This is a genomic window from Kastovskya adunca (assembly GCF_059505785.1).
The window spans coordinates 1-19759 of the sequence record NZ_JCACLG010000044.1 but is presented as its reverse complement, the minus strand read 5'-3'; the positions used below and the strand labels follow the sequence as shown (position 1 = coordinate 19759).

Annotated in this window: 15 protein-coding genes and 1 pseudogene; 8 read left to right on the top strand and 8 right to left on the bottom strand. The window is 45.7% G+C overall.

The features are described from left to right. Positions 1-30: 30 nt before the first annotated feature. From AC5JR3_RS16720 to AC5JR3_RS16705, 4 genes and pseudogenes are all read left to right on the top strand, one after another. Positions 31-2028: pseudogene (locus tag AC5JR3_RS16720) on the top strand (NACHT domain-containing protein); the annotation flags it as partial. A 27-nt stretch (positions 2029-2055) separates the two neighbouring features. Further along, the gene (locus tag AC5JR3_RS16715; protein ID WP_495847698.1) at positions 2056-2406 is read left to right on the top strand and encodes an ATP-dependent Clp protease adaptor ClpS; all 351 of its coding nucleotides are present in this window, start codon (positions 2056-2058) and stop codon (positions 2404-2406) included. A 3-nt stretch (positions 2407-2409) separates the two neighbouring features. Further along, the gene (locus AC5JR3_RS16710) at positions 2410-3222 is read left to right on the top strand and encodes a M48 family metallopeptidase (protein ID WP_495847682.1); all 813 of its coding nucleotides are present in this window, start codon (positions 2410-2412) and stop codon (positions 3220-3222) included. A 144-nt stretch (positions 3223-3366) separates the two neighbouring features. After that, positions 3367-3840: a rhodanese-like domain-containing protein gene (locus AC5JR3_RS16705; RefSeq protein WP_495847681.1), complete on the top strand. Its 474-nt coding sequence runs from the start codon at positions 3367-3369 to the stop codon at positions 3838-3840. Positions 3841-3935: 95 nt separating this feature from the next. On the opposite strand, the gene AC5JR3_RS16700 is transcribed toward AC5JR3_RS16705, so the two are convergent. Continuing rightward, positions 3936-7283 (bottom strand): ATP-binding protein, encoded by a 3348-nt coding sequence (locus AC5JR3_RS16700; RefSeq protein WP_495847680.1) that lies wholly within the window; start codon positions 7281-7283, stop codon positions 3936-3938. 345 nt (positions 7284-7628) lie between these two features. On the opposite strand from AC5JR3_RS16700, the gene AC5JR3_RS16695 reads away from it, so the two are divergent. Next, positions 7629-8012 (top strand): rhodanese-like domain-containing protein, encoded by a 384-nt coding sequence (locus AC5JR3_RS16695; RefSeq protein WP_495847679.1) that lies wholly within the window; start codon positions 7629-7631, stop codon positions 8010-8012. 88 nt (positions 8013-8100) lie between these two features. Here the strand turns inward: AC5JR3_RS16695 and AC5JR3_RS16690 are convergent, their stop codons facing one another. The 3 genes from AC5JR3_RS16690 to trpB all read right to left on the bottom strand — a co-directional run bounded on the left by AC5JR3_RS16690 (position 8101) and on the right by trpB (position 10986). Beyond that, positions 8101-8730, bottom strand: a complete 630-nt coding sequence (locus tag AC5JR3_RS16690) for a ribonuclease D (protein WP_495847678.1) — start codon at positions 8728-8730, stop codon at positions 8101-8103. Between the two features lie 6 nt (positions 8731-8736). Next, complete coding sequence (locus AC5JR3_RS16685) at positions 8737-9279, bottom strand: CAP domain-containing protein (protein ID WP_495847677.1); 543 nt, start codon at positions 9277-9279, stop codon at positions 8737-8739. Between the two features lie 453 nt (positions 9280-9732). Further along, complete coding sequence (gene trpB / locus AC5JR3_RS16680) at positions 9733-10986, bottom strand: tryptophan synthase subunit beta (protein WP_495847676.1); 1254 nt, start codon at positions 10984-10986, stop codon at positions 9733-9735. A gap of 237 nt (positions 10987-11223) precedes the next feature. On the opposite strand from trpB, the gene AC5JR3_RS16675 reads away from it, so the two are divergent. Both AC5JR3_RS16675 and AC5JR3_RS16670 read left to right on the top strand, forming a co-directional pair. Next, a complete protein-coding gene (locus tag AC5JR3_RS16675) occupies positions 11224-11574 on the top strand; it encodes a translation initiation factor (RefSeq protein WP_495847675.1) in 351 nt (116 codons plus the stop codon). An 80-nt stretch (positions 11575-11654) separates the two neighbouring features. Beyond that, positions 11655-11813: a YqaE/Pmp3 family membrane protein gene (locus AC5JR3_RS16670; RefSeq protein ID WP_495847674.1), complete on the top strand. Its 159-nt coding sequence runs from the start codon at positions 11655-11657 to the stop codon at positions 11811-11813. 372 nt (positions 11814-12185) lie between these two features. Here AC5JR3_RS16670 and AC5JR3_RS16665 read toward each other — a convergent pair whose 3' ends face one another. The 4 genes from AC5JR3_RS16665 to AC5JR3_RS16650 all read right to left on the bottom strand — a co-directional run bounded on the left by AC5JR3_RS16665 (position 12186) and on the right by AC5JR3_RS16650 (position 17890). Next, entirely contained in the window at positions 12186-14720 is a 2535-nt protein-coding gene (locus tag AC5JR3_RS16665; RefSeq protein WP_495847673.1) for a sensor histidine kinase, read from the bottom strand. Positions 14721-14937: 217 nt separating this feature from the next. Further along, positions 14938-15327, bottom strand: a complete 390-nt coding sequence (locus AC5JR3_RS16660; protein ID WP_495847672.1) for a hypothetical protein — start codon at positions 15325-15327, stop codon at positions 14938-14940. Between the two features lie 77 nt (positions 15328-15404). Then, positions 15405-17246 carry a CheR family methyltransferase gene (locus AC5JR3_RS16655; RefSeq protein WP_495847671.1) on the bottom strand — a complete coding sequence of 614 codons (1842 nt, stop codon included), beginning with the start codon at positions 17244-17246 and terminating at the stop codon, positions 15405-15407. After that, the gene (locus AC5JR3_RS16650) at positions 17246-17890 is read right to left on the bottom strand and encodes a chemotaxis protein CheB (protein WP_495847670.1); all 645 of its coding nucleotides are present in this window, start codon (positions 17888-17890) and stop codon (positions 17246-17248) included. Before AC5JR3_RS16650 ends, AC5JR3_RS16655 begins: the two co-directional genes overlap by 1 nt. A gap of 664 nt (positions 17891-18554) precedes the next feature. Here AC5JR3_RS16650 and AC5JR3_RS16645 point away from each other — a divergent pair. Further along, positions 18555-19538 (top strand): PAS domain-containing protein, encoded by a 984-nt coding sequence (locus tag AC5JR3_RS16645; RefSeq protein WP_495847669.1) that lies wholly within the window; start codon positions 18555-18557, stop codon positions 19536-19538. The last annotated feature ends 221 nt before the right edge of the window (positions 19539-19759 follow it).

The window sequence follows — 19759 nt, the reverse complement described above, 5'->3', positions numbered from 1 at the left end:
GGAAAGCAGAACTATTAACCAGATGCTTCTATGACTCAACAGCTACCTCCAGAACGAAGCTCTCAACCTAACATTGAAGATTTTTCTAGAGATTGTTACCGTAATCGTCAGGTTTTACTCAATAAGGTCAAAAATTACTGGCTTAAAGGAGTATTGAAAAAATCCTTATCCGGAAAGGGACGGATTGAACTGGGTTTAGAAGAGCGATGGGATACAATCCAATGTCCTTGGTGTGTGGCGTGGGAAACGACTGACGCACCGAGACAAATTTTGCCACCCCATACCAAAGTTATTGATAAGTTTGATGAACTGGGAACAGGGCGATCGCTACTGATTCTCGGTGAACCGGGTTCTGGCAAAACTACCACATTATTGCAACTGGTTCGTGAGTTATGCGATCGCGCCGAACAAAATACTAACCAGCCACTTCCGGTGGTCTTTAACCTCTCATCTTGGATAGGCGAAGCGCAAACCATTAATGAATGGTTAGTTACAGAACTTTATACCCAATATCAAATCCCCAGAGTAACCGCTCAATTGTGGCTCAAAAAGCAGCAACTATTGCTGATGCTGGATGGGCTAGATGAAGTCAAAGAACAACAACGGGCATTATGTGTTCAAGCTTTAAATGAATTTGCCCAAGAACGCGGACAAACTGAGATGGTGGTATGTAGCCGCCTCAAGGATTACGAAATCCTCCCCGAACGTCTGAGGCTGCAAAGTGCCATTTACCTCCAGCCCCTTACCAGTGAGCAAGTGCATCGCTATCTCACGGCTGGGGGTGAGGAAATGGCGGCGCTAAGTGCCCTATTGCAACAGGACACAACCCTGCAAGAGTTGGTGACGACACCTCTAATGCTCAACATCCTCACCCTCGCCTATAAGGGGATGTCGGTTGCAGACTTGCCAAGTTTAAACTCGACTGAAGAACACCGCAAACATCTGTTTAATGCTTACATCGAACGGATGTTGACGCGTCGAGAAAATCGCCAGGGGTATTCAAAAGCGCAATCAGTACGCTGGTTGAGCGAACTGGCGTTTCGGATGACTCAGCAGTCGCAAACGGTACTCTTGATCGAGCGTATTCAGCCCAGTTGGTTGCAACTCAACCTCAAAGACGGATTTACACTGCCTTTCTTCAGAAATGGCAAACGCAAAACCCCGGCTTACCAACAGTACGCCACTGGGGTAAGGCTAACGAGTGGTGTGCTTTGGGGATTAATTATCGGCTTATTCTGCTCCGTAGGTGGCGATTTAAACTTTGGACTAAAGTGGGGAATAGTCAGCGGCATAATTGTGGGATTAGGGACAAAGGTAGAACAGATAAAGCCTGTTGAAAGCCTGAAATGGTCGTGGAGCAAAGCCCAAAAATTACTTCCTTATGGCTTACTTTGTGCCGTGGGGGTTGGGCTGAATGGTTGGCTGTTTTGGGGAGTGGTTACAGGGCTAGTTGTTGTAATGATTGGTGGACTTGTTGGATCAGATTTAGAAACAACAACGGTTCCTAATCAAGGCATTTGGCAATCTACTAGGAATGCGTCAGTTTTTGCTTTCATTGGAGGCATTCTTTGCTTGATGGGAGGAGCTGAAGTCGCCGATTCTTTGGGACAACCGTTGGACATATTAGTCTTAGTTGGGGGAATGGTCGGTTTAATCCTCTCCCTTACTCAAGGAGGTACAGCCAGTCTCCGGCACTTTATCCTGCGTCTTGTTCTCTATCGTCAAGGCTATGCTCCCTGGAACTACGCTGGTTTTCTCAACTACGCCGCCGAGCAGACTTTTCTACAAAAAGTTGGTGGGGGATATATTTTCATTCATCGTCTGTTGCAAGAGCATTTTATGGCGTTGGGAATTGAGAATTCTAGTCAGACGGTGGAGATTAATCCTGATGATGCCGAAGCTTATATTAAACGAGGAAATGTCCGCGCTAGCCTTGGCAATTATCAAGAGGCATTAGCAGATTACACTCAGGCAATTCAAATTAATCCTGATTTAGCGGAAGCGTATGTAGGGCGAAGTTTAGCTTGCTTTCAGCTAGGAGATTATCCTCATGTAATGGAGGATTATCAGCAAGTTTTTCAACTGAATCCAACGCTGGCAAAAAGCGTTGCTTATCAAAGTAATGATTCTGAGGCGACGGAACTCAAATCGGTTGAAGAGGCTGACCAAGCTTACGAAGTAATTGTGCTAAATGACAGTTTCAACAGCTTTAATCATGTTGCTGAATGCTTGATGAGGTACATTCCTGGATTGACAAGCGATCGCGTTTTGCAACTCACTAAGCAGATTGATCAGGAAGGACAAGTAGTTGTTTGGTCAGGTTGTCAAGAACTGGCGGAACTGTACCGCCTGCAACTGAGTAATGCTGGTTTATCAATGGATCTATGTTGGCCGAAAGTGAATTGAGTTATGTCTTCTGGAACTTCAAGCGATCGCAACCCTCCTCCGAGTAACCGCCAACTACTGATTCTGCTGGGGCTATTTGCCGGATTTGTTGTAGTGGTCATCTGGTTGTTGGGATGGCTGATTAGCGCTCTCATCTGGCTGATCCCGCCTAGCGTAGAGCGACAAGTGGGGGCGTTGGTGATTCCGGCATACGAGCGACAAGCTCCGCCTTCAGCCGCGCAGGATAGCCTGAATCAGCTTTTAGAGCGTTTAGAAGCCCAACTACCGCCGTCACAGGCAAAAAATCATCAGTATCGGGTGCTGTACGTGCCTCAAAAGACGGTGAATGCGTTGGCGCTACCGGGGGATGCGGTGGTGATTTATCAGGGATTGGTGGAGCAGGCGGAATCAGAAAATGAGCTAATGATGGTCTTGGGGCATGAGTTAGGTCATTTTGCTCACCGCGACCATTTGCGGGGGTTAGGACGAGGGTTGTTGGTGCAGTTGGTGCTAGCCACGTTTTTAGGGGATGGGGGTTCTTGGCAATCAGGTGCTGCTTCAATAATTACTGCCGTTAGTCGTGCGGAATTTTCCCAATCTCAAGAACGAGATGCCGATGAATTCGGCTTAACATTACTTCAAAAAAACTACGGACATGTGGCGGGGGCAACTGATTTCTTTCAGCGCCTGGGTCAGCAAAAAGGAGCTAATTTAGCATTTTTATCAACTCATCCGGCACCAAGTAGGCGGGTGAATGAGTTGAAGCGCTTAATTAAGGAGCGGAACTATCCCCTGAAAGTGCGATCGCCTCTACCAAAAATGCTGCAAAACCTATAGGGATCGCGGTTTAATACGGATTGATACAGGAAGATTTATCTCTATCTTCAGGAATAAGTTCTCAGCACTCCCTCTCAAGAAGGACGGTTGATTAAACATCTCTTGGTAAATTATCAGGTAATGATTAAGAGGTAATAAAAATTTATGTCATCAGAAGTCGAAAAACAAATACTTGACGCCAAAGAAAACTTACCTGAAGTTACTCCAACTCCCGCTGATTTCAAAAATCAATCTACAGCTCATGACCTCAAGTCTCGTCTCGAGTGGGGAGAGCCTGGTTTTACGATTTTAGACGTTAGCGATCGCGAAATCTTCAATGATGGTCACATCATGGGTGCGGTAGCAATGCCCATGGATGAAGTCGTAGACCGTGCCCAAGGCACACTAGAACACAACCGTGACATCTATGTTTACGGCGCAAGCGACGAAGAAAGCTCCACGGCGGCATCCCAGCTCCGTCAAGCTGGCTTTACTCGTGTAGCGGAACTCCGAGGTGGCTTGGCAGGCTGGAAAGCTCTTGGTGGCCCGACTGAAGGTAGAAAAGAAGCCTTAACTCCTCCTAGCGCTGGCGACTATAACGTTGTTGCTCGCATCCAAGAGTCCCAAGGTAAGCACTAAATTGCTTCATAGTCAGGAATTACTAAACGTAGAGACGTTGTATGCAGCGTCTCTACTAGGTAGGAAATTGGAGTTACAAAAGCAAATTGCCTTAATCAAGACTCCTGCCAGCCTAAGGGTTCAAATTCCTGCCCAACTTCTGAAATCCTAGTAGTCTGGGATTTTTTGCAATATTCAATGTATAGCCTTGCCGCTCTATCTTGCTCATTTTTGAGCAGAAGCTGCTGAAATATTTCCTGCGCTTGCACAAACTTTTTTTGATGATAGAGACTCACGCCTTGTTCAAACTCAAAATGGGTTTGGTTTTTGAGGCGTTGCACCTCATCTGAGTCACCATCGTACACTTCAAATACAGACACGGCAGTGGTTTTCCCTTTCACCCGAACTCGTCCCAAGAATCGGTAGTTATATTGGTGAGAGTCGGCTAGCTGAGATAGAGTTTGTTCGCTAATTACAATTCCTGCACCATAGACTTTCGTTAAATCTTCCAGGCGAGAAGCGAGGTTTACCGCATCAGCAATCACGGTACTTTCCATCCGCTGTTCTTCGCCGATTGTTCCTAGCATGAGAGTCCCAGTATGCAGCCCAATGCCGATCGCGATCGCTGGGTTGCCATCATCCATCCGCTCAACATTAAACAGCGTCACCTGTTTTTGCATCTCAATTGCCGCTTGCAACGCCTCATCTGCTGTATTGGGAAAAATCGCCATAATTGCATCCCCAATATATTTATCAATAAAACCATTGTGGTTGCGAATCACCGGGCCTACCCGTTTCAAGTAGGCATTCAGAAAGTCAAAATTCTCCTTGGGCGACATGCTTTCCGAAAGCGTTGTAAATGTCCGAATATCAGAAAAGAGAATCGACATCTCTTTTTGAATTTGATCACCTAACTGAACATCCACAATACTTTCTTTCCCCAAAAACCTCAAAAACTCATAGGGAACGAAGCGGCTAGAGGCTAGATGTATTTTAGAAAGCCGAATATGAGTTTTGATGCGGGCGAAAAGTTCACTTTTTGAAAACGGTTTAGTGAGATAATCATTTGCCCCGGCACCAAATCCTTCTACTAAATCCGAAACCTGGTCTTTTGCCGTTAGTAGCACAATCGGCAGTTCATGGGCAGGAAAATGTTGACGAATAATTCGACAAACCTCATAACCTGTCATTTTCGGCATCATTACATCCAGTAAAACCAAGTCTGGCTGAAAACCTTTATCAATAATATCGATCGCTTCCACGCCATTAGTCGCTTGAGTGATGGCATACTTTTGCAGCGATAGATGGTTGAATAAGACTTGCAAATTTACTGGCTCATCATCAACAATCAGTATTTTAAATTCTCCCTGAGTTGGCGTCGGCAAGTCTAACTGCTCCTGATTATTATCGTCAGGATTGATGAAGGTTTCCATCAAATCTTTTAGCTTTGAAGCTTGAGGCAAAAGCTGCTTCAGATTAAATGTTGGAGAGGCTTCTCCTTGATAAATAGGTAAGGTAAAAATAAACTGAGAACCTTTACCAATAGTTGAGTTAACTCGAATCGTACCGCCATGCAGTTGTACGAGTTGCCTAGTAATTGATAATCCTAAACCCGCACCACCATATTCTCTGGCAATTGAGCCATCGGCTTGTTCAAATGACTCAAAAATGCAAGTCAGTTTATCCTCTGAGATGCCAATACCTGTATCGCTGACGGCAACTTCTAGATAGTCATTGATAACTTGAGCAGAGACTTCAATCGTGCCACTTTCTGTAAATTTAATAGCATTACTAACCAGGTTGTGCAAAATCTGCTGTACCCGATTCTCATCAGCATTCACAGCAGGAATATCAGGAGCGATGTTATTAATGACTTGCAAAGATTTTTTGCCGATCAGGGGAATAGAGAGAATCAAGACCACATCAGTAATTTCTCGCATCCCTATGGGTTTGGTTTGTAATTCAATATTTTTGTGATTAAGTTGAGAAAAATCTAATAAATCATTGACGAGCTGAGTTAATCTTCTGCCGCTAGAGACAATCATTGAAAGATTAAGAACCGTTGCCTTGGGGAGTTTTCCCGTAGCGCCATCAATCACCGATTCGGCAATACCGACAATTCCATTTAAAGGTGTTCGCAGTTCGTGGGAAGTATTAGCTAAAAACTCATCTTTGAGTTTATCTATTTGCTGTAAAGCGGCATTCTTTTCTTCCATCTCTGCGGCGTAAGCATGTAGACGTTTACGCGCCTCTGTAAAGCGACGCTCCAGAATAATCCCCAAAAATCCTACAAAAACGAACATTCCCCAGTAATAAAGTTCTACATGCCAAGGGAAAATATAAAAAACATAGGCTAAGATATCGTGAATGGCAGAGAGGCAGAAAGCAGCAAATCCTAGTGTAAATAGTTTCGCTTCTATGTCTCCTTTAAAAGATTTGCCAATAGCAAGAACAATTAAAGTCGTTGCACTCACTATCGTTAGGATGTGATTGGGATAGATTGTGTAATTCCAGGGGACAATACGGGTGCCTGCCAAAAGAAAAGCCATCAGGGCAAAACCTAGATGTATTTGTAGTAAGCGATAGACAATCGATTTGTACCCTCTGCCAAAAATCTGCTCAAAGAAGGCGCAAACTCCGGCAGGGATTAAATAAAATGAAGCATATTCAATATATTTCCAAAATAAAAATTTGTTAAAAGTTAAAGGGATAATTTCTGTCCGGGCGATTGTATAGACCCCGACAACTATTGCCAAAAAAGCGAAGGATAAATATAGTTTTTGAAGTTTTCCTCTTAAGGAAACTAAAATTGGAAATAACCCGATGAAGACAAAGAAAAATCCGAAAATAACTCGATCGATATCTTTAATAATTAAGTTTTTAATTAAGTCAGGTTGAGCGCCAATCGTTACTTGATTGAATAAGCCAATTGCCAAAGTGGGATCATTGGCAGCATAAGCTTTGAAAAATAGAGTTTTCCCTTCAAAACCTGGTTCCAACGGAACAATTGGCCATTTTTCATCTCTAATTTCTGCCGCCCCAGAAGGCTCTAAATCGTAAAAAATATAGATGAGTTGACTATCGAGATAGGTATTGAGTAGGTAAGGAATACCTCGAATATACAAACTAGGGTAGGGCCATAGTCCGTCTGGTAAGGGAACGCGTAGCCAAATAAACTTTTCTCCGGGCGGAACGGAGAGTTTCCCCGGAACTTTAAAGCTTTGCCATTGAGAGTCTAAGGTGTCTTCCTGAATCCAAGTTGGCACCCCTTCAATATCAACAGGAGATTCGCCCCAGCGGTACTGCCATCCTTGGGTAAGCTCAATCGGTTTTGAATTGATGGAAGGTGGCGACTGGCTAAGACTAGGGGGTGTCTGAACAAAAAGCCCGCTAAATAGTGCTAATAAAAAGGCACCAAAGAATAATACAATTCTGGCGCGGGTTGAAGCCAATGAAAACTTCATAGTTGCTAACGCCTGTGACATTCTGCTTAGTTGTATTTATTAGGGTACAGTTGCAGCCGAATATCATAACGGTAAAAGAGATTATTGTTTCTCTCCTGCTCCCCTGTCTTCTTTTTAGGGTAGCAGTATTATTACTTATGTCTTTAGAATGGTTATTTCTCTGCTATCGGGTAGAGGTAAGTTTTTTTGAGATATTGACCTATAGATTTAAATCTCATCAGTTAGTAGTTACCACTGCTTATTAGAGACACTTGGTCAAGATTTCTACATAAAATTTGAAGATTTTAAATTTTATTGTTACATTGCAAAGAACTGTACCGTACATGGTAAGGATTCTTCCGACACATGATTGACTTATCTGATTTGATTCCGACGCCACCGCCTCTACAGAACCAGTCTCGCGTATATGACCTGAAAGCGCGTTTAGATTGGGGTGAACCTGCCCTCACGATTGTGGATGTACGCGATCGCGATGAGTTTAATATCAGCCACATTTTGGGGGCAATTTCCCTACCAATGAGCGAATTAATTAGTCGAGTTTTAAATAGTCTCGACTTGGCGCGGGATATTTATGTGTACGGCGAAACTGATGAGGAAACCTCTATCGCTGCTGCCCAATTGCGGGAAGCGGGATATATTCACATCTCGGAACTTCGAGGTGGACATGCAGCGTGGAAGGCAGTGGGCTATCCGGTTGAGTCAATTCCGCCAGCGACTCTGACGACTTAACGTTTACTGTCCTTATTCCTCGCCGGAATTTTAAACCTTAAGGATGGCGCTCCAAGTAGGCTGCCAGAGTTGGGTTCAGTTGGAGTTCTTAGTGTTCAAAAATATCTTTGTATTGCAGCAGATCTAGAGAAACCATCACGGGTAAAGCATCAAAGCACTGCTGGGCGAGTTGAAAGCGTTCTTCGCGCTTTAGCATGGCGGTTAGTTTCTGCTGGGCGCTGAGTAAGTAGCGAACATCGTTGGCAGCATAACTGAGTTGTTCCTCGGAGAGATTGGCGGCGTTTCCCCAGTCGGAACTTTGGGCTTGTTTGTTGAGTTCTACTTGCTCAAGTTCTTGCACCAAATCCTTAAGTCCGTGGCGATTGGTGTAGGTTCGGGCGAGTTTGCTGCCAATTTTGGTGCAGAAGATGGGGGTGACAAAGATGCTCAGGTGGTGGCGCAATTGGGCAACATCAAAGCGGGCAAAGTGGAAAACTTTCAAGACGTTGGTTGCTTCCATGAGTCGTTTGAGGTTGGGAGCGTCGGTTTGTCCTTTGGCAATGCGAACGACACTCACGTATCCTTCAGGGTTACAGATCTGCACTAAGCACAAGCGATCGCGTAGAGGCAAAAGCCCCATAGTTTCTGTATCTACGGCAATGGCTTCTGCGCTCAGGTACACAGAGAGAAGCTGATCCGAGAGGTCGCGATCGCAAACTTGAAAGTTTTCCACTTGCATTAATACTTACCGACGCTTAATAAAGATCTGGGTAAAGTAATACTCACCCTTAGCATTTTGGGCAACGCCAATGCCAGCCGAGTCAAACTGACCTTCAATATTTTTACGATGTCCTGTGCTTTTTAGCCACCCCTCTACTGCCTGTTTTCCGGGAGCGCTGTAACCTTGGTTGTAGGCAATGTTCTCGGCAGCACTGCGATAAGGACTCGTTTGACCGATTACGGCTACCCGTTGGTTAAAACCATCGTGACTAAATGCTGTACGACCTGCTGCCATATTCTGGCTATGTGCTCTAGCTTGCTGGCTGATGGTGGAATTTAAGCTCAGAGGTGGTAAGTTGCGAGACTGACGGTATTGATTAATCTGGGCGTGAACCGATTGTTCAATCGCACTGGGCGAAGTAGAAGTTGTGGCTTTCGTCACAGGAGCGGCGTTAGCAGATAAGGGGCGGGTAACGTCTTTGTTAACACTGGAGAGTGTTTCGTAACCTGTGACTCCACCAGCAATCATGAGGATTCCGAGAACAAGCTTTGTTAATTGTTTGTGCATGTTAGTTCATACGTCTAGGATTTGCTGGTAGTGCACCGTTTGACTAGATGGCGATCGCGCGCAACAGTCAATCCTTGAAAAGACGTTAGCCAAGAGTCTCGGTTCCCATTAGGGCGTGTTTTTAAACTTGGAGATCCCCCTAAATCCCCCTTATTAAGGGGGACTAAGATTTTTGTTCCCGCCTTAATAAAGGGGACTAAGATTTCTGTTCTCGCCTTTTTAAGGGGACTAAAATTTCTGTTCCCCCCTTAACAAGGAGGATTAAGATTTCTGTTCCCCCCTTTTTAAGGGGGGCTAGGGGGGATCTAAATTTAACGGGGGAGTTTGAAAACCTGCCCTAGCCTTGATCGCTAAAGTCGCCGCTATACGAGACAAAAAAAGCCCGCACAGGCGGACTTCGTTTCTTATCCCCAGCCAATAGAGCTGCGGACAGACTTTACACAGTTGAAGAGATTAACTTTCTACATCGAGAAATTTTGCCACCGTGTGCACATCCTTGTCACCGCGTCCTGAGCAATTGATGACGATGCGAGGGCTACCAGTGAGTTGCGGACACAGAGTTTCCAAGTAAGCGATCGCGTGAGCTGTTTCCAACGCCGGAATAATCCCTTCTTGCAGAGAAAGCAGCTTAAAGGCATCCAGGGCTTTTTGGTCACTGATGCTGTAGTATTCCGCCCGACCGCTATCTTTTAAATAGCTATGTTCTGGGCCGACACCAGGATAGTCAAGTCCCGCACTGATAGAGTGGGCTTCCATAACTTGCCCATCCTCATCTTGTAGCAAGTAGCTCATCGCCCCATGCAGGACACCCGGACGACCCAGAGTTAGCGTTGCGGCGTGTTTTTCAGAGTCCACGCCCTCCCCAGCCGCTTCAATGCCAATCAACCGTACCGTTGGCTCCTTAACAAATTCGTAGAACAGCCCGATCGCATTGGAGCCACCGCCCACACAAGCGAGGAGAATATCCGGCAAGCCGCCCCACTTTTCCTGCGCTTGAGCGCGAGTTTCTTGACCAATCACGGCATGGAAGTCCCGCACCATCATCGGGTAAGGATGAGGGCCAGCCACAGACCCCAGGATATAGTGAGTAGTTTCAACATTCGTCACCCAATCCCGAATTGCTTCCGAGGTGGCATCCTTCAGCGTCCCAGTTCCGGCGGTAACAGGTGACACCTTTGCCCCCATCAACCGCATCCGAAACACATTCAGGGCTTGGCGTTCCATATCCTGAACGCCCATATAAACAACGCATTCCAGCCCAAATCTGGCACATACGGTTGCTGTTGCCACACCATGCTGACCTGCACCTGTCTCAGCAATGATCCGCTTTTTGCCCATGCGCTTGGCTAGCAGCACCTGAGCCAAAGCATTATTAATTTTGTGAGCGCCTGTATGGTTCAAGTCTTCACGCTTTAGGTAAATCTGCGCCCCACTACCATCAGGCTTGGCGTAGTGGGAGGTGAGGCGTTCAGCAAAGTAGAGAGGGCTAGGGCGTCCTACATAGTCCCGCAGCAAACCTTGCAACTCAGCTTGGAACTCAGAGTCATTGCAGTATTTTTGAAATGCCGCCTCTAGCTCGCTCAAAGCAGGCATCAACGTTTCCGGCACATACTTGCCGCCAAAGCGTCCAAACCGACCGAGTCCATCGGGTTGCTGTACGGGGGCGTTATCAGTCGCTTGATTGGGAGATAGAGGAGTCGTGGTCACGGGATAAATTTAGAAGGGATAACTGAACCAATTTTATAAGAATTTTGGGGTGAGCTAACATCTCTCTATTCTTGCAGGGGATACAGTAGGGAAAGATGTAGGGATAGAGAGAAAAATTAAACAAGGGATTGTTAATTTCATCCTTCACCCTTCACACTTCATCCTTCACACTTCACCCTTCACACTTCATCCTTCACACTTCACCCTTCATCCTTCATCCTTCACACTTCATCTGTTATGTCCAAACGCCAATCAAACAACTCTAAAAGCGATCGCGTTGCCTATCAAGAATTTGGCAGCAGCAACCCAGGCGCTACTGAACGCGGCGTTCAGGAACTTCCTCCCCATCAACAAAACCTGAAAATCCAGGCATCTCGGAAAGGACGCAAAGGCAAAACGGTCACGGTTATTAGTGGCTTTCAGCTCAAGCCGGAAACCTTAGCCGAATTGCTTAAGAAGCTGAAAGCGCAGTGCGGTAGTGGAGGTACGCTTAAAGAAAATACTTTGGAAATTCAAGGCGATCATACACAAAAATTGCTAGAAAATTTGACTGCTCTTGGTTATAAAGCCAAAATTAGCGGTGGTTAATATTTGCATTTATGACTCCAGATAGATGCATAAATACCGCAGAATGGCTACAAATAATCTAACGTTAAAGGAAACTGCTCATGGATATCTTTAGAATTTTAATAGCAATTTTTATTCCGCCACTGGGTGTTTTTCTGCAAGTGGGAATAGGTACAGATTTTTGGATCAATCTTCTCTTAACCTTTTTAGGTTATATTCCTGGCATCGCTCATGCTCTTTGGGTGATTTTGAGAAAATAATCTTTTTAAATTACTCAATCCTTGATTAAGTAATTAGCAGAGAATAAATCCTACATTGCCACACAATGTAGGATTTTTTTAATAGGTTCGTTGTCAGGGCTGGGGTCTGATTTTGAAGGCTTGTAGTCAGAGCTAAAACCTTTATCTAATGGTTGACGCGGTTTATCCTTAAGAGACTGTTTCTAAAGTAATCTTAACTGGCTAGGTTGCCTAAGGATGGGATAGATCCCCCCTAGCCCCCCTTAAAAAGGGGGGAAGCCAGAGGAAGCTTTGCTTTTGATATCACGGGGGAACGAAATCTCTTGGAAGTCCCCCTTTTGAAGGGGGATTTAGGGGGATCTCCAGGGATTTGCAATTCTTTAGAGACAGCCTCTAAGCGCTGGGAGTGGGGCGGTGGAGCGGTAACGTCACCGTAAAGCAGGTTTGGTTAGAGACGCTTTCGACTTCAATTGTGCCTTCTAGGTGGGTGACGAGTCTTTTGACGAGGGCAAGTCCTAGTCCTGTCCCGCCTTGTTTCCAGGGGTCAACATTGGGAACTCGATAGAATTTATTAAAGATTAAAGGTAGCTCGTTACTGGCGATTTCAACACCGGAATTAGTAACGTTAAATTGTATTGTTTCTGCTTGTGCTTCGGCAGTAATGGTAATAATTCCTGTAGAGGGTGTGTATTTACAAGCGTTGTTGAGTAATTCGGTAAATACTCGTCCTAAGCTAACAGAATCACAAAATAAGTTAGGTAGTTGATCGGGAATATTTACTTGTAAGTGTTGCTGGCGTTTCTGAGTGCGTTCTTCAAAGATTTCGGTTATTTGGGTAAGCCAGTCTGAAATTTGAATAGTCGTGTAGCGCAAGGGGTAAACACCCGCTTCTAGGTGCTGCAAATCTAATAAGTCATCTATTAAACTTATTTCCCGTTCACACTCGGTATGCAGGATTTGAAAATAACGGGCTACCTTATTTTGGTCGCTAGGGGGTTTTGATAATTCAGTAAATAGAGAATGATGACGATTGAGGGCGATCGCTAACATCTGGAGCGCCATTTTCATTGTGGTAATCGGTGTCCGCAGTTCGTGGGAAACGCTACTCAAAAAGTCATCTTTAAGATGATTGAGTTTTCGTTGCTCCTCAACTTGGGCTTGAGCCGATTGATAGAGTCGTGATTGGCGAATGGCGATCGCCAATTGATTTGCCACTTGCAGCACCAGGCGGATTTCCCAATCTTGGAAGGCGGCTCTTTTTTGCTTGAATAACCACAGATCGCCTAATACACCCTGATTGTCAAAAATCGGGCAAGCGAAGATGGCGACAGAACCCCAGCTATCCGGTAGTAACTTGCAAAACTGGAAATGCTGACCTTGCAGGAGTTGGTCAAATTCCTCTGGGTAGTCTGACATAGAAATAGTTATGTCGCCTTGAGGAGTCGAGCCTGAAGATGTGGTTTTAAACGCAATAGTGGCAACTTGTTGCTCTAGGTCATACAACGTCGTATCGCAGCCGTAGATTTTCAGTCCCTGGGTCAGTTCCTGCACAGCGGTTTGCAGACTTTGGTTTTCATCCAGGCTGTCCCGCACTTTATCGGTAATGCGTTTCAGTATCGCTTCTGCTTCTAGGGCGCGTCGGAGTTCGGCGGTGCGTTCTTCTACTTGGCGTTCGAGATCGGCATTAACCTGGGTTAATTTTTGATGCAATTCCGACTGATGAATCGCGATCGCCACTTGATCGGCTAACTGCATCAGTAAATCTAGTTCAGCGGATTGCCAATGGCGTGGTGCTGAACATTGATGAGCAATCAATACTCCCCAAAAATGACCCTTGTAGGCAATGGGTACGGCTAAACCCGCTTGAATTTGCTGTTGCTGCAAAAACTCCACAACTTCTTCAGGAAAACTGAGCTGCGTCATATCATCAATGGCACTAGGGTTGCCTTCCCGGTAGAGGGCGATGGATTCTTTAAACCAAGCCGCATCAACCCTGGAACCAGCGATCGCGCTCCATTCCTTAGCCACCGACTCCGCCACCACCATTCCCGAACTATCAGACTCAATTTGATAGACCGCTACCCGGTCAGCTTGCAAAAATTGCCGAGTTTCCACCACGGTTGTGTTCAGCACCTCTACCAAATTCAGAGAAGCACGAATTCGCCCTTGGATGTCGCGGACTAAGCGCTCTTTTTGTAGGTGCTGCTGGAGTGCGGCTTCAGCTTGTTGGCGTTCTGCGCTCTCCTGGCGAACCCATTGGTTAGCGGCAATCATCACGGCTGTTTGTTCAGTGAGCTGATGCTCTAGGCAATAGCGATCGCTTTCTAATTCTGTATAGCGTTGGCGTTCTGTAATGTCTTGAAGCCGCCAACATAAACGATTTACCTGCCGATCAAAGTCTTGGATGAGGGCGACAGTAACTTCCACGGGTACCAACTGTCCCGGTTGACGCCGCAGTAGAATTTCCCAAGCACTGACTTTTTCTCCCCCTTGCAGCGCCAGCACTCGTTGACGAAAATCTTGACGCGCTGACTCAATTACGTACAGGCTCAAGGGTTTGCCAATTAAAAACTCCTGCTTGGTTTGTAATAGCTCTGTGGCGGCTGGGTTAGCTTCCAGAATCAGGGCTTTGGTGTCCGTTACCAGATAAGCGTCGGGGGCAAAGGTAAACAGCTCTTGATAGTGCGATCGCTCTGCTTCTACAACCAAGCGAGTTGTCTGCAATTCCTGATTAGACCGCAGTTCCTCGCTGGTCGATTGCATTTTCTGGATTGTCTGCGTCAGTTCTAGCAGCGTTTTCATGAGGGACTGGCGCTGACATGGCGGCAAATGCTCCGCCCCTTGTAGCATTTCGTCTAAGCGCCGCTGGGAAGATTTTATCTGCTGCTCAAGTTCATCCACATCCACAGGTTTACCAGTTGCTAACATTACACGCCTCGTGATTTCTATCTCGAAGCCATCGCTGTATTAATTTAAGAATGCCCATCTTAATTACAGAACTACCATTTATGTAGGGATCAATCTGTAGCGGTTAATTAGTTGTGCCTACTTAATTGGGTGGTATTTTTTATACCTCACCCCTACAGTCTTTGCCTGCAACTCTCAACAAGGGGTGGTGTAGAGATATCTCTTGCCAGGATGCTCCCTACTCCTGCTCAGAGATAGGCGATCGCTTTTTACTCTGCTTAAGGGATCTCTGGGATTCTTGAAGAAATTCCTGGGCTTTTTCTAGTTGCTTGGCTGTTGCCTCAATATGGGCGGCGTTTGCTTTAATATGTTCTGCGGCTGCCTTAATATGTTCTTCGGCTGCCTCAGTGGAGTACTCCGGTGATTTTGCATACTCTTGGGCTATCTGGGCATGAGCCAGAGACTTTTCCCCATGCTCCTGAACTAGCTCCCCTAAATGGCTGATTTCCTTTCCAACTTCAGGATCTGGGAAAGAATTTCCCTGTTCTTGGATCTCCTTCCCGTGCCTACATGCTGTCCTTGCGTGTTCTTCTGATAGCTTTGTATGCTGCTGTTGTGGTTCAGACATCACTCAAAAATTTCACCTTGACACAACTAATTCCACTGATATCAATGGCTATGCCATAAGCCTTCATCCTGCCATCCTTACTCGCTTCTTTCTTCCATCAACAGGATGACTCCTTGGGCTTGATTGTTGACCATCAATGTTGTGCAGATGACTCGACAATGAATTGTCTTACCACGACGGTTAATTGCCTCGACTACCACCGCTTCTGTTGCCTTTCCTAGTTGACAAGTACGAATTTTTTCCCGTAGTTGCTCTAGGGGTAACCCAATATCTAAATCAAAGAAGAAACGTCCTTCAGCCTCGTCAGAGCGCAGCCCCCACAACTTTTCAGCGCTGCTATTCCAGAGTTGGACGCTCAATCGCTCGTCTAGAACGATCATTCCTAGTCGCAAGCTTGTGAGGATTGCCTCCATAAAGGCATTGATGCGGTTCAGTTCCTTAGTCCGGTTGCGGTTTTCCTCATTCGTCGTTTGCAGTTCTTCGTTGGAAGACTGGAGTTCCTCATTCATTGTCTCCAGTTCTTCGTTCGTGCTTTGCAATTCTTCGTTAGTAGTTTCTAACTCCTCGTTGGTACTTTGCAGTTCTTCGTTTGTGGTCTCTAATTCTTCGTTCGTGCTTTGCAGCTCTTCATAGGCAGTTTCCAGTTCCTCTGTCGAACGCTCTAGCTCTCGCTGTAGGTATTTGTATTGCGACCCATCGTTGAAGACAACTGTTGTGCCCAAAACATCGCTATCTCCATCTAGCAAGGGGGTAATCTCAATGTCCAGATAGAGGAGATTATTTGCCTGAGAATATTCCACTTCCTGAATCTGTATTACACGCCGTTCGTTGCTAGCTTGCTCAATGGGCGCTCGCAACTCTGTCGGACGGTAAGATAGTTGCAAATCCTTCAAGGGGCGACCAATATCTTGAGTGCTGAGACCAAACCAAATTCTGGCTTTGCGGTTTGCCATCACTAGATGATTGTCCGCATCTAGAACAATTTGGGGATGTGCTAAAACTTCAAAAGCCTCATCGCGCAAATTGAGATTGTTCACAAGTTGATGGCTGGCTTCTGTATTGCCGGATTCTGACATAATCAGTAGGCGATCGCGCAAACTAGTTTTTTGCACCTTGGCAAAGATGCGGTATTTAAGGTTTTTCGGTGTAAAGAGATGGGCGTGAGTCAGCAGCATCTCTGCCTTACCGACAAACAAAAAGCCAGGGTTATTTAAGGCAAAGTGGAAGCGGGCAAGAATACGGGATTGAGTTTCGGGGTTGAAATACATCAAGATATTACGACACACCAGCAAATCCAAGCGAGAAATAGGTGCATCTTGCACAAGATCGTGACGACCAAAAATCACACTGCGCCGTAATTCTTTGCAGACGATGTAGTCTATCCCCGTCTGTTCAAAATATTTTTCTCGCAGGTTTTCAGAAACATTGGACAGTTGTTTGACTGTATAACTAGCTTGGCGACCTGTAGTCAAGGCGTCTTCGTCAAGATCGGTGGCGTAGATTTTTACCCGCTGGCGAAACTCCTCCGTTCCCAGTAATTCTGCCAGTACGATCGCCAAGCTGTACGGCTCTTCCCCAGAAGCACAAGCCGCACACCAAAACCGTAACGGTTGGCTACCTGTCTGTATTTCTAACAGGCGCGGGAGAACTACTTCCTGTAGGTAGTCCCAAGGCTCTTTGTCTCGAAAAAAAGCCGTAACATTCAGCAAGAGCGAATCAAATAGCTGATTTAGCTCCATCGGATAGACTTGCAGATAATCTAAATAATCCCCGTAGCTTTGCACCCCAGACTGCTGCATCCTTTTTTTCATTAGACGCATCAGGCTCGGACGCTTGTAGCCTGTAAAGTCAAATCCACGGCTGCGTTTTAGGTACTGTAAGAGTGCCTCAAATACAGGGTCGTTTACTGGCTCGCTCATTACTTATTAGTTCCGATAATACTCAACTTTCCCTGGAAGACTAATTCCATCAGAGCCTGAGGAATCTCATTGATGGGTAAGATCCAATCGACACAACCTGTATTGATCGCGGCTGAGGGCATACCAAAAACTTGCGAGGTTTCTTGATCTTGAGCAATGACTAGCCCGCCCTTTTCTTTTATTGTCTGCACTCCCTGCTCCCCATCACTATCTCCTCCAGTTAAGACAACCGCGATCGCCCGTTCCCCATAACTTTCCGCTACAGTCTGAAATAATACCTCAGCTGCTGGGCGTACAAAATGCTCCCGCTCGGCTTGGGAAAGGGATAGAGAGCCGTCAGGGTTGACTCGTAGGTGATGATTGGGTGGGGCGATATAAACGTTTCCTGCACTGAGGCGATCGCCAACAGCCGCCTGCTTGACGGCTAAACCTGTACAGCGGTTGAGAATTTCCGCCATCAGGCTGCGGTACTGAGGTGATAGATGTTGCACGATGGCGATCGCCACCGGAAAGTCTGCTGGTAACACTGACAAAACCTTTTGTAAGGCTTTGAGTCCCCCCGCTGAAGCCGCGATCGCCACAATTTCAAACGTCGGATAGATGCGCGAATTAGAAATACTACTAATTTCTTTTTTGGCAGTCATAATTTCATCTTTCTTGGCATTGATTACTGATAACTTGAAGGGAAACTGCTGCTAGGTTCTCCTGAAATAGCAGATAGCTATTCTCCTAAACATTAAATAAAGATAATTTTTAGACAGCTGTACCTCAGCGGCTCAGAAATATTTAAGTTGTATAAATCCTGACAGGTCTTGAAATTAGCGGTGTTCACAGCAATTCTTTATCTATCATCCCTCTTAAAGTAGATTTTTGAATCTTGAGATGATAATGCCTATAAGAGGCAAGGAATCCTCGCTAAAGGTTTTTTTTGGGGCGAGTCTAGTGTATTCTGATAGCAGCGGAATCATGCTGACCAAAGCTTTCATTTTCAACCCCACTATGGCTTAGGTGGCTTCCTATCGAAGCTATAAATGTGTGGATGATCACGAGCATTGTTAAATAATCGTAATTTAAATTTATTTGTCACGAGAAATTCACAAAGTTTTGGAATACTTGTCACTATTGTGAGTTAGTTTTCCACAAATGATAATCAAGTCGGTGCAATTTTGATTTATGGAAATTCCTTAGTTTCCATATTTAGACCGACCAAGATATCCCTGGGAAATTCAAGAAATTTTTACCCAAGAATAAAGGTCACTTCACCTGCAGATGCTGCGCCACTAATTGGTAGGAGTATTCACTATTACCATGACAGAACAATTATTCGCTCAACACGTTACCTTACACCAACTAAAAGTACTGGAAAAAGGAACAGGGAAACTGCAACAAATTCCAGAAAAGTTGTTACAGCAAATTAATCAACTTCCCGAACAGCCCCAAGCCGTACTGCTAAAAAGTCTAACAGCCCTTTCCGATGCGTTGGCAGAACTAGAAGCCACCCGTCAAATGCTCTTAATAGAGCGTCAACGCTATCAAGAAATGCTTGAGGCTTCTCCCATCGGCTATATTGAAACCACTCTAGAAGCCGTGGTACTAGAAGCCAATCTCAGTGCTGCCGAGTTGCTAAACACCTCTCAGAAGCGTTTAATCGGCAAGTCCCTAGCGATTTTTATCATGCCTGGCGATCGCGATCGCTTTTACACTCAGCTAACCCAACTCCAAGACGCTCAAGCCGTAAAAAACTGGAAAATTAACCTCCAGCGGCGGCGAGGTGTCACCTGTTTGACTGTAGCGACAGTCATCCCCGTCCTAGACAAGCAGGGAAAAATCACTCGCCTGCGTTGGCAACTGCAAGACATCTCCGACCGTCAGCATACCTTAGAAGCCCTACGACACCAGCAGATCAAATGTCGTTCCATCTTTGAAAACAACGTCGTTGGCATGGCAATTCTCAATCGCCAAGGTTACGCAGTAGAAAGCAATTGCTTGTTGCAAGAAATGCTGGGCTTTAGCCCCAGAAAGCTACAGCAGAATCCCTTTGCTAAACTGATCAATCCCAAAAAGCCTAGCCCTCAAGAAACCCTGCTTCAGCAAGTCTTATCAGGACAACGTTCCTCCTACCAGATAGAAGAACGCTTTATCCACAAAGAGGGTCAAATTCTTTGGTTGCGAATTACCTGCTCACTGATCCAGAGCAGTGAGAATAAATCCCCATTGGTTACCTGTGTAGTCGAAGACATCACGCAGATTAAAGCAAATAACAGCCAACTACAGGGAGTCGGTGAGTCCTGAGTTCTGAGTCGGGGAGAAAGGATGAAGTATGAAGTATGAAGTATGAAGTATGAAGTATGAAGGATGAAGTATGAAGTATGAAGTATGAAGGGTGAAGGGTGAAGGGTGAAGGGTGAAGGGTGAAGGGTGAAGGGTGAAGGGTGAAGTATGAAGGAGGTTATCAGTTTTCCTCATCGCCTCATCGCCTCATCGCCTCATCGCCTCATCTCCCCTGCACCCCC

What these genes read in the sequence shown, in the direction of transcription:
- AC5JR3_RS16705 (WP_495847681.1), top strand. Translation starts at nt 3,367, where the DNA reads ATGTCATCAGAAGTCGAAAAACAAATACTTGACGCCAAAGAAAACTTA.
- AC5JR3_RS16665 (WP_495847673.1), bottom strand. Translation starts at nt 14,720, where the DNA reads ATGTTAGCAACTGGTAAACCTGTGGATGTGGATGAACTTGAGCAGCAG.
- AC5JR3_RS16685 (WP_495847677.1), bottom strand. Translation starts at nt 9,279, where the DNA reads ATGCACAAACAATTAACAAAGCTTGTTCTCGGAATCCTCATGATTGCT.
- AC5JR3_RS16715 (WP_495847698.1), top strand. Translation starts at nt 2,056, where the DNA reads ATGGAGGATTATCAGCAAGTTTTTCAACTGAATCCAACGCTGGCAAAA.
- AC5JR3_RS16690 (WP_495847678.1), bottom strand. Translation starts at nt 8,730, where the DNA reads ATGCAAGTGGAAAACTTTCAAGTTTGCGATCGCGACCTCTCGGATCAG.
- AC5JR3_RS16645 (WP_495847669.1), top strand. Translation starts at nt 18,555, where the DNA reads ATGACAGAACAATTATTCGCTCAACACGTTACCTTACACCAACTAAAA.
- AC5JR3_RS16670 (WP_495847674.1), top strand. Translation starts at nt 11,655, where the DNA reads ATGGATATCTTTAGAATTTTAATAGCAATTTTTATTCCGCCACTGGGT.
- AC5JR3_RS16660 (WP_495847672.1), bottom strand. Translation starts at nt 15,327, where the DNA reads ATGTCTGAACCACAACAGCAGCATACAAAGCTATCAGAAGAACACGCA.
- AC5JR3_RS16695 (WP_495847679.1), top strand. Translation starts at nt 7,629, where the DNA reads ATGATTGACTTATCTGATTTGATTCCGACGCCACCGCCTCTACAGAAC.
- AC5JR3_RS16650 (WP_495847670.1), bottom strand. Translation starts at nt 17,890, where the DNA reads ATGACTGCCAAAAAAGAAATTAGTAGTATTTCTAATTCGCGCATCTAT.
- AC5JR3_RS16675 (WP_495847675.1), top strand. Translation starts at nt 11,224, where the DNA reads ATGTCCAAACGCCAATCAAACAACTCTAAAAGCGATCGCGTTGCCTAT.
- AC5JR3_RS16700 (WP_495847680.1), bottom strand. Translation starts at nt 7,283, where the DNA reads ATGAAGTTTTCATTGGCTTCAACCCGCGCCAGAATTGTATTATTCTTT.
- AC5JR3_RS16655 (WP_495847671.1), bottom strand. Translation starts at nt 17,246, where the DNA reads ATGAGCGAGCCAGTAAACGACCCTGTATTTGAGGCACTCTTACAGTAC.
- AC5JR3_RS16710 (WP_495847682.1), top strand. Translation starts at nt 2,410, where the DNA reads ATGTCTTCTGGAACTTCAAGCGATCGCAACCCTCCTCCGAGTAACCGC.